General features: G+C 73.4%; 7 protein-coding genes. All 7 read right to left on the reverse strand.

Annotated features, from left to right (window positions below; all coding sequences use genetic code 11):
• Positions 1 to 61: 61 nt before the first annotated feature.
• On the reverse strand, positions 62 to 1,111 hold the full coding sequence (locus tag ACFWEP_RS20625; RefSeq protein ID WP_387371739.1) for an RNA polymerase sigma factor: 1,050 nt from the start codon (positions 1,109 to 1,111) through the stop codon (positions 62 to 64).
• A gap of 311 nt (positions 1,112 to 1,422) precedes the next feature.
• Positions 1,423 to 3,336, reverse strand: a complete 1,914-nt coding sequence (dnaG, locus tag ACFWEP_RS20630; RefSeq protein WP_387371733.1) for a DNA primase — start codon at positions 3,334 to 3,336, stop codon at positions 1,423 to 1,425.
• 190 nt (positions 3,337 to 3,526) lie between these two features.
• The gene (locus ACFWEP_RS20635) at positions 3,527 to 4,786 is read right to left on the reverse strand and encodes an NAD(P)/FAD-dependent oxidoreductase (protein WP_387371734.1); all 1,260 of its coding nucleotides are present in this window, start codon (positions 4,784 to 4,786) and stop codon (positions 3,527 to 3,529) included.
• Between the two features lie 260 nt (positions 4,787 to 5,046).
• Complete coding sequence (locus tag ACFWEP_RS20640) at positions 5,047 to 6,477, reverse strand: deoxyguanosinetriphosphate triphosphohydrolase (RefSeq protein ID WP_387371735.1); 1,431 nt, start codon at positions 6,475 to 6,477, stop codon at positions 5,047 to 5,049.
• A gap of 167 nt (positions 6,478 to 6,644) precedes the next feature.
• A complete protein-coding gene (locus ACFWEP_RS20645) occupies positions 6,645 to 7,355 on the reverse strand; it encodes a tectonin domain-containing protein (protein WP_387371736.1) in 711 nt (236 codons plus the stop codon).
• A 253-nt stretch (positions 7,356 to 7,608) separates the two neighbouring features.
• Entirely contained in the window at positions 7,609 to 8,427 is an 819-nt protein-coding gene (locus tag ACFWEP_RS20650) for a sirohydrochlorin chelatase (RefSeq protein WP_387371737.1), read from the reverse strand.
• Positions 8,428 to 8,709: 282 nt separating this feature from the next.
• Complete coding sequence (locus tag ACFWEP_RS20655) at positions 8,710 to 9,621, reverse strand: HAD family hydrolase (protein ID WP_387371738.1); 912 nt, start codon at positions 9,619 to 9,621, stop codon at positions 8,710 to 8,712.
• Between the last annotated feature and the right edge of the window lie 61 nt (positions 9,622 to 9,682).

Raw genomic sequence — 9,682 nt, forward strand, 5'->3', positions numbered from 1 at the left:
CTCCTGGAGGGCTTCGCCGCCGTCCGGGGGCGCCCTCGGGCGTGTCCGGGTCCGGCCCCGGTCAGTCCAGGTAGCCGCGGAGCTGTTCGGCGTAGGCGTGGCCGCGGAGCCTGGCGAGGGTCTTGGCCTCGATCTGGCGGATGCGTTCCCGGGTCACGCCGAAGAGCGTGCCGATCTCCTCCAGGGTGCGGGAGCGTCCGTCGTCCAGCCCGTAACGGAGCCGGACGACCCGGCGTTCGCGTTCGCCGAGGGTGGAGAGCACCGCTTCCAGGTGTTCGCGCAGCAGCAGGAAGGACGCCGACTCGGCGGGTGAGGCCGCGTCGCCGTCCTCGATGAGGTCGCCGAAGCAGACGTCCTCCTCCTCGCCGACGGGGGCGTGCAGCGAGACGGGCTCCTGGGCGAGCCGCAGGACCTCGCGAACGCGTTCCGCGGTGAGGTCGAGTTCGGCGCCGACCTCCTCGGCGGCGGGTTCGTAGCCGCGTTCCTGGAGCAGCCGGCGGCGTACCCGCACCACGCGGTTGATCTGCTCGACGACGTGGACCGGGACGCGGATGGTGCGGGCCTGGTCCGCGAGGGCGCGGGACATGGCCTGGCGGATCCACCAGGTCGCGTAGGTGGAGAACTTGTAGCCCCGGGCGTAGTCGAACTTCTCGACGGCCCGGATGAGCCCGAGGTTCCCCTCCTGCACCAGGTCGAGCAGGGTGAGACCGCGTCCGACGTAGCGTTTGGCGACGGAGACGACGAGCCGGAGGTTGGCCTCGATGAGGCGGCGTTTGGCGGTGCGGCCGAGGACGACGATCCGGTCCAGGTCGTGGCCCAGCCGGGAGTCGGGGTCGGGCGAGGCGGCGAGGCGTTCCTCGGCGAAGAGTCCGGCTTCGACACGGCGGGCCAGCTCCACTTCCTCGACCGCGGTCAGCAGCGGGACGCGTCCGATCTCCCGGAGGTACTGGCGCAGGAGGTCCGATCCGGCCCCGGTGTGCTCGGTGGTCCGGCTCGGGGGCGGCTCGGGGGCGAGCCCCTCGTCGTCCTGCTCCTCCAGCATGCCGGCAGGGGGCGCGGGCGGCCGGGCCCCGCTCTCCGGGTGGTGCGCGGCCCTGCTCTGCGGGGGAATCGCGGGGGCGTACGCGGGGGTGCGTGGGGGGACATCGTCCGTCGTACTCGTCACGGTCCGGGTCTGCACGGGGGCGACCTCCAGGTGATCGCTGCCGGAACGCGGTGACGGGGGTCCGCCCTCGGTGGGCCGACGCGCTCCGGTGGTTCAGGCACCGCTGTCCAGTGTGGCGTACGACACAACGCCGCCACGAGGGGCGTGCGGTGACTTTTTCGGTACCCCGGCGGAGTCGGTACGGGGCACGGGAGGAGCCGGTACGGGGCACGGGAGGAGCCGGTACGGGCCCTTGCGGGACCCGGGCGGGGGAGGCGTCAGAGCGCGTCGGTGCCGTGGCTGCGGAGCGCCTGGGCGTACTGCTGGAGGACCCAGACCTCGTTCTGCGCGGCGGCGAGGTGGTCGGGGGCGACCTGGGAGCCGAGGCGGGCGAGGCTGCTGTTCACGTCGGCGATCCGGCGGTCCACGGCGCGCAGCCGGACCTGGACGAGCTGCATGCCCGCGTAGGTCTCGTCGATGGACTTGCCGTGGAAGACCTCGACGGCCAGCTCGGTGACGAGTTTGCGGACGGAGTCGTGCGGGGTCGCTTCCAGGACGGCGGCCAGGTAGTCGCGGGGTTCGGCGACGCCCTGTTCGGCGCCCCCGGCCTCGGCGATGCACTCGCGCACGGCCGCGTAGGGCGGGGCGGTGAACTCGTCGGAGCCGTACGCGTCGAAGGCGGGCGAGACCAGGGCGGGCTTCTGGAGGGCCAGCTTGAGGAGTTCGCGTTCGGTGCGGTGGGCCGGGCTGCGGAGGTTGAGCGCGGGGCCGGAGGGCGCGATGGAGACGGGCGCCACGTCCTGGTGCCGGGCGCCGGGGCGGCCCTGCTTGCTCCCGGACCTGCCGGTGTCGCCGCCCCGGCCGCGCGCCCACTGGGCGAGCTGGTGGACGCGGTGGACGACGTACTCCTGGTCGAGGATGCCGACGAGGCCGGCGAGCTGGACGGCCACCTCGCGCTGCACGCTGCTCGTCTTGATCTTCGCGACGACGGGCGCGGCCTCGTCCAGGGCGGCGGCACGGCCGGCCGGGGTCTCCAGGTCGTAGCGGGCGACGATCTGGCGCAGCGCGAACTCGAAGAGCGGGGTGCGGGGTTCCACCAGGTCGCGGACGGCGTCGTCGCCCTTGACCAGGCGCAGGTCGCAGGGGTCCATGTTGTCCGGCGCGATGGCGATGTAGGTCTCGGCGGCGAACTTCTGGTCGTCCTCGAACGCGCGCAGGGCGGCCTTCTGGCCGGCCGAGTCGCCGTCGAAGGTGAAGATCACGCGGGCGCTGCCGTTGTCCATCAGGAGGCGGCGCAGGATCTTGATGTGGTCGTTGCCGAAGGCGGTGCCACAGGTGGCGATGGCGGTGGTGACGCCGGCCAGGTGGCAGGCCATGACGTCGGTGTAGCCCTCGACCACGACGGCACGGCTGGCCTTGGCGATGTCCTTCTTGGCCAGGTCGATGCCGTAGAGGACCTGCGACTTCTTGTAGACGGGGGTCTCGGGGGTGTTCAGGTACTTCGGGCCGTTGTCGTCGTCGCGCAGCTTGCGCGCGCCGAAGCCGACGATCTCTCCGGCGGTGTCGCTGATGGGCCACATCAGCCGGCCCCGGAACCGGTCGATCGGGCCGCGCCGGCCGTCCTGGGAGAGGCCGGAGGTGATGAGTTCCTTGTCGCTGAAGCCCTTGCCGCGCAGGTAGCGGGTGAGGTGGTCCCAGCCGGCGGGGCTGTAGCCGACGCCGAAGTGCGCGGCGGCGGCCTGGTCGAAGCCGCGTTCGGCGAGGAACGCGCGGCCGATCTCGGCCTCGGGCCCGTCGAGCTGCTCGACGTAGAACTTCGCGGCGGCCTGGTGGGCCTCGATCAGCCGGATGCGTTCGCCGCGCTGGTGGGAGGGGTTGTAGCCGCCCTCCTCGTAGCGCAGGGTGATGCCCGCCTTCGCGGCGAGGCGCTCGACCGTCTCGGAGAAGGTGAGGTGGTCGATCTTCATCACGAACGCGAGGGTGTCACCGCCCTCCTGGCAGCCGAAGCAGTGGAACAGGCCCTTGGAGGGGCTGACCTGGAAGGAGGGGGACTTCTCGTCGTGGAAGGGGCAGAGTCCCTTGAGGTTTCCGCCGCCCGCGTTCTTGAGCTGGAGGTATTCGGACACGACGGAGTCGATCGGGACCGCGTCCCGTACCGCCTTCACGTCGTCGTCATTGATCCTGCCAGCCACGCATGAAGTCTACGGGGGCGCGAGGGCTTACCCGCCTGGCCGGGGCGGCGAGGTCCTCACGGCGTACGCCGGGGCACTGGGGCGGTACGGAGGCGCGCATGTGCGCCGGAGGGTTGCCGGTGGCATGTCCCGTACACAAAGAGGCCGGCGCTTCCTCGTGTACGGGACGGGTCCCCGGCGTGCGGAACGGTCAGAGCAGGGATTCGAGGGGCACCGAGGGGTCCGCCAGGGCGTTCGGGTCGTGCTGGGCGCGGGCGGCGACCAGGGCCTGGACGGTCTCCGTGACGTCCCACACATTGACGTTCATCCCGGCCAGCACCCGGCGGTCGCGCAGCCAGAAGGCGAGGAACTCGCGCTTGCGCGCGTCGCCCCGGATGACGACCTGGTCGTAGCTGCCGGGCGGCGCCCACCCCGAGTATTCGAGGCCCAGGTCGTACTGGTCGGAGAAGAAGTACGGCACCCGGTCGTGGGTCACCTGCTGCCCGAGCATCGCGCGGGCGGCGGCCGGTCCGCCGTTCAGCGCGTTGGCCCAGTGCTCGACGCGCAGCCGGGTGCCGAAGAGCGGGTGCTCGACCGAGGCGACGTCCCCGGCGGCGTAGATGTGCGGGTCGGAGGTGCGCAGCGAGGCGTCCACCGCGATGCCGCCGCCGTGCGCCCGGTCGGCGAGCTCCAGCCCGGCGGCCTCGGCGAGGGCGGTGCGCGGGGCGGCGCCGATCGCGGCGAGCACGTGGTGGGCCGGGTGCTCCTCGCCGTCGTCGGTGCGCGCGGCGAGCACCACACCGTCCTGGCCGACGATCTCGGTGAGGCGGGCGCCGAAGTGGAAGCGGACACCGTGGTCACTGTGCAGGTCGGTGAAGATCTGGCCCAGCTCGGGGCCGACGACACCGTGCAGCGGAGTCGGCTCGGGCTCCACGACGGTGACCTCGGCTCCGTAGCCGCGGGCCGCCGCCGCGACCTCCAGGCCGATCCAGCCGGCCCCGGCGATCACCAGGTGGCCGTTGTCCCGGCCCAGGGCGGAGAGGACACCGCGCAGCCGGTCGGCGTGGGCGAGGCGGCGCAGGTGGTGGACGCCGACCAGGCCGGTGCCCGGAACGGGCAGGCGGCGCGGTTCGGAGCCGGTGGCGAGGAGCAACTTGTCGTAGTGGATGACGGTGTTGTCGCCGAGCTGGACGGAACGGGCGTACCGGTCGACGGAGGTGACCGGCTGACCGAGATGGAGCTCCACGTCGGCGCCCGCGTACCACGCCTTCTCCTGGACGAACACGCTGTCGCGTTCGGCCTTTCCGGCGAGGTACCCCTTCGAGAGCGGTGGCCGCTCGTAGGGGTGGTCGAGCTCGTCGCCGATCAGGATCACCCGGCCGTCGAACCCCTGCGAGCGGAGCTCCTCGGCCGCTTTCGCGCCGGCCAGTCCTGCGCCGACGATGACGAACGTCCTGTGTGCGTCCACCACTTGCTGCCTCCTCAGTGCGTACTGCGCGACGCCCTCACCCTGCGAGCCTCCCGCACGGAGGGTGAGGGCGGAAGGGGGTGTGCCCCTCCCGGCGCGTGTCCCATGGTTGCGTGCCCGGCTGTGTGCCAGCACATCATCCGCCCCGGGGCGGTGTCCCCGGGGGATCACGGCGCGTCAGGAGCGGGCCGGGAGGTTTCGTCCGGATCGGGCGGGATCGGGGATCGGGACGCGCGGGCCCGGCGGATCCCGGACGAGAGGCCTCAGGCGAGGTACAGGTGCAGCGAACGGGCCGAGGCGTCGGTGAGGGCGGCGATCTGGTCCACCAGGACGCGCTTGCGGGCGCGGTCGTCGGGCGCGGTCTCGTACAGGGCGCGGAACTGGGGTTCCAGGCCCTCGGGTGCCCGGGCGGTGAGCGCCGCGGCGAGTTCGGCGATGACGACGCGCTGATCGGCACGGATCACCGCCTGTTCGGTGCGCTGCATGACGTACCGGACGGCGACCGCCTTGAGCACCGCGCATTCGGCGACGACCTCGCGGGGGACGACCAGCTCGGCGCCGTACCGGGTGAGCCGGCCGGGGCCGTGGACCTCGCGGGTCGCGGTCTCGGCCGCCTGGCAGAACCGGCCGATGAGCTGGCTGGTGGCGTCCTTCAGCCGGGCCTGGGCCACGGCGGAGCCGTCGTACGCGTGCGGCCACCACTCCTGGCCGGTGAGCCGGTCCAGCGCCTCCGCCAGCTCCTGCGGATCGGTGTCCGCCGGGACGTACCGGCCGATGGCCGCCGCCCAGATCGCCTCCCGCTCGGACGGGTCGTGCAGAACGGCGGGGACGAAGTGGCCCGCGTGCAGGCCGTCCTCGAAGTCGTGGACGGAGTACGCGACGTCGTCGGACCAGTCCATCACCTGCGCCTCGAAGCAGGTGCGGCCGGGCGGGGTGCCCTCGCGGGCCCACGCGAAGACCGGCAGGTCGTCCTCGTACACCCCGAACTTGGCCGAATCCGGGTCGGCGGGCCGGCCGCCGCGCGGCCAGGGGTACTTGGTGGCGGCGTCGAGGGCGGCCCGGGAGAGGTTGAGGCCGACGCTGGCGGGTTCACCGGTGCGCGGGTCCCGGACGAACCGCTTCGGCTCCAGCCGGGTCAGCAGCCGCAGCGACTGGGCGTTGCCCTCAAAACCTCCGCAGTCGGCGGCGAACTCGTTGAGCGCCTGCTCGCCGTTGTGTCCGAAGGGTGGGTGGCCCATGTCGTGCGCGAGGCACGCCGTCTCCACCAGGTCCGGGTCGCATCCGAGGGTCGCCCCCAGCTCCCGGCCGACCTGCGCGCACTCCAGGGAGTGGGTGAGCCGGGTGCGCGGGCTGGCGTCCCAGGCGGCGCCCCGGGTGCCGGGGGTGACGACCTGCGTCTTTCCGGCCAGCCTGCGCAGCGCGGCGGAGTGCAGTACCCGGGCGCGGTCGCGCTGGAAGGCGGTACGGCCGGGGCGTTTGTCGGCCTCGGTGTCCCAGCGTGCGGTGTCGGAGGAGGTGTAGCCCGGGGTCGGGTCGGCGGCGGGTGCCGTGGGGTGCGGCGTCGAAGGCGTCGGCGCGACCCTGCCGGGTCCACCCGGGCCCTTGTCGTCCCTCACGTCCCGGTCCGTGCTGTCGGTGTGTCGTGTCCCGTGGTGGTGTGCCCCGTGCGTACCGATCCCGTGTGTCCCGTCCATGGTGACGACCATAACGACCGTCTCGGACAACGGGCCGGGACGGATGGGGGGATTCTTCGTCCGCGGATCCTTCCTCCGCGGATCCTTCGTCCGGGGGTGGTGGTGCCGTCTCCGAGCGGGTCCCGGCCCCGTCGGGGGGCAGGGCCGGGACCCGCACGGCGGGGGGATCAGCTCGGCTGGTCGCCGGTGTAGCGGAAGATGTCGCCGGCGCTGTTGACGTGCCACGCGGTGCCGTCGGCCCCGGCGGCGACGTCGGTGGCGGTACCGGGGATCTTGACCCAGGGGTTGGTGCCGCTCGCGTCGTTGTTGGTGTACCGGTAGATGCTGCCGGCCGGGTCCACGCCCCACACGTTCGTCCGGGAGCCCACCGCGATCCGCTTGAGGCTGCCCGCGACGTCCGCCCACGGGTCCGAGGGGTCCTGGTCCCCGGTGTACCGGTAGATCCGGTTGGCGCTGTTGACGCCCCACACGGTGCCGTCCGCCGCCGCGCCGATGTCGCTCAGCGACCCCGGGATGTTGAGCCACGGGTTGGCGTCGTGGTTGGTGTACCGGTAGATGCCGCCCGCGGAGTCCACCCCCCACACGTTCGTCCGGGAGCCCGCGTCGATGCGGACCAGACTGCCGTTGATGCCCACCCAGTTCACCGTGGACTGGTCCCCGGTGTAGCGGTAGATCTGGTTGCCCGAGTTGACACCCCACACCGTGCCGTCCGAGGCGGCGCCGATGTCGCTCAGCGCGCCCGGGATGTTGATCCAGGGGTTGCCGTCGTAATTGGTGTACCGGTAGATCGCGCTCAGCGCGTTCACACCCCACACCGTAGTCCTGGACCCCGCGGAGATTGCCGAGAGGCCGCCCGCGACCTTCACCCAGTCCGCCATGTCGTCACACCTTTCGTCGAACCAGTGGCGGGCGCCATGCTCCGGGATGCGGATGTGCACGTGGGGGTGGTGAATGTGTGTCCGGGTGCCGAACGCGCCAGAAACGGGGAGTTTGAACTCCGGCCGTACCCGGGGGCCGGAGTGCGTGCGTCCCGGCCGGTGACGCTTCGGCCGGAAGTGCGTCCCACCCCCCGGTGATCGACACGGAGGGCGGTCCGTGCGTGTGCCGCAGGACCGCGAACCCCGGAGGGTGTCAGGCGATCGCGAGGAGCGGTTCGCCGGCCGGTCGGCCGCCTTCCGCCGGAGCCGCTTCCGCGCGCGCGTGGTCGTAGCGGTGCAACAGCAGCCGGACCATGGCCGGGTGGTCGCCGAGCGGCGCCGCCGCGAGGCCCGGGGCCGCGTCGGCCGCCGCCGTCGCGAAGCGGCCGGGGGCGGTGAAGTACGAGGCCACGGCGGTGCGGTGGTATCCACGGGCGGCGAGCGCGCGGACCGCGTCGGGCACGGTGGGCGTGGCTGCGGAGGTGTACGCGGCCACCACCGGCACCCCGCCGAGCCGCTCGGAGAGCAGGCGGGCGGTACGCCGGGTGTCGGCGGCGGACTCGGGGTCGCGGGAACCGGCGGAGGCCAGCACCACGGCGTCCCCGCTCCCGCCCGGCCGCCGTCCCGCCGGCCACCCGGCTTCCAGGAGCCGCCCGTACAACGCCTCCACCAGCAGCGGGTGGGGGCCGAGCGGGGCGGCGATCCGGGTACGGACGGCGGGTGCGGAGGCGGCGAGGGCGGGCAGGTCGTGCTTGACGTGGTAGCCCCGGCCGAGCAGCAGCGGTACGAGGACGGCGGAGCCGCCCGGGAGCCCGGCGAGCGTCTGCGGCAGCAGCGGTTCGTTCAGCTCGATGTGGCCGAGGCGCACGTCGAGGCCGGGCCTCGTCTCCCGTACCCGTTCGAGGAGTCGCGTCACGGTCCGGAACGCTCGCGGGTCCCGGCTGCCGTGCGCCACGGCGACCAGGGCAGGGGGGCGTGCGCTGTCGCCGAAGGTGTGGGGGACGGGGCGGGCTGACTGCCGGGTGCGCTGCATGGGCCTGCGGGTTCCGTTCCGGGAGGCGACGGCGGGGACGGCGGGGTGTTCGCCGGGGCGGCGAGGGTCCGTACCGTCCTGTCACCAGCGTGCGGGAGGGAGGTTGCCTGTCCGTTGCGCGGGGGTCACGGGTGTTTTCGCCGTCCTCACGGGCGGGCACGGGGCGTTGTCAGCACCCTGGTACGCGCGTGACACGGGGGCCTCGCCGTCCCCGCCGGGCGCGGCATCGTCCCCACGGGCGCGGCATCGTCGCGGGCGCGTCGCGCCTTCGCCGCGTGCACGTCAGGCGGTGACGGGCACGCCGTCCTGGTCGTCGCCCGTGCGGACCGCGGGAAGGACCGGGGCCGCCGTGACGACCGGCGTGACCGTGAATCCCTCCCCCGCGCCGGACGGCCCGTACAGCCGCTCCAGGACGGCGGCGACCCCGTCCTCCTCGTGCGAGAGCGTGCGGTGCGAGGCTGCGGCGAGGACGTCGGGGTGGGCGTTGGCCATGGCGTAGCCGGCTCCGGCCCAACGCAGGACGGCCAGGTCGTTGGGCATGTCGCCGAAGGCGACGACGTCGGCGGCGGTGAGCGAGCGCTCCGCGCAGAGCATCGCCAGGGTGCCCGCCTTGGTGACCCCGGGAGCGCTGATCTCCAGCAGCCCGCGCCCGCCCGAGTGCGTGTACTGGGCGAGTCCGGGCGCCGCCCGCTCGATCGTCGCGAGCAGGACGTCGGCCTCGGCCCGGTCCGACCAGGCGAGCAGCTTGGTGACGGGCCGGCCGGTGGCCCAGAGTCCTTCACGGGACGGGACGACGGACGCCCCTTCGTCGTCGCCGGAGAAGCGCAGCAGGAAGGACGGCTCGAAGAAGACCTGGTCGCCCGCCTCGACCCCGAAGGAGATCTCCGGCAGTTCCGCCGCGAAGCGGTCGGCGACGAGCCGTGCGGTGGGCAGGGCCAGCGGCCGGGAGGCGGTGACCGTGCGGCTGGAGAGGTCGTAGACGAGCGCGCCGTTGCTGCACACCGCCGTGCCGGTCAGCCCGGTCGACTCCGCGAGCCGGTCGAGGTACCGGGGCGGCCGGGCGGTCACCACGACGATCTCCGCGCCGGCGTCCCGCGCGGTCCGCAGCGCACGCAGGGTACGGGCGGAGGGGGTGCCGTCACGTCGCAGGAGCGTGCCGTCGAGGTCGGTGGCGACGAGGCGTGGGAGCGTCATCGCACGATGCTAATGGCTGGCCCGGTGGCGGGAAACGCCAGGACCCGCCCCCGGTGAGGGG

The organism is Streptomyces sp. NPDC060198 (assembly GCF_042728415.1).
GTDB lineage: Bacteria > Actinomycetota > Actinomycetes > Streptomycetales > Streptomycetaceae > Streptomyces.

Bases quoted from the DNA above. Each gene is read 5' to 3' on its own strand.
- ACFWEP_RS20640 (WP_387371735.1), bottom strand. From the start codon at position 6,477: ATGGACGGGACACACGGGATCGGTACGCACGGGGCACACCACCACGGG.
- ACFWEP_RS20655 (WP_387371738.1), bottom strand. From the start codon at position 9,621: ATGACGCTCCCACGCCTCGTCGCCACCGACCTCGACGGCACGCTCCTG.
- ACFWEP_RS20650 (WP_387371737.1), bottom strand. From the start codon at position 8,427: ATGCAGCGCACCCGGCAGTCAGCCCGCCCCGTCCCCCACACCTTCGGC.
- ACFWEP_RS20645 (WP_387371736.1), bottom strand. From the start codon at position 7,355: ATGGCGGACTGGGTGAAGGTCGCGGGCGGCCTCTCGGCAATCTCCGCG.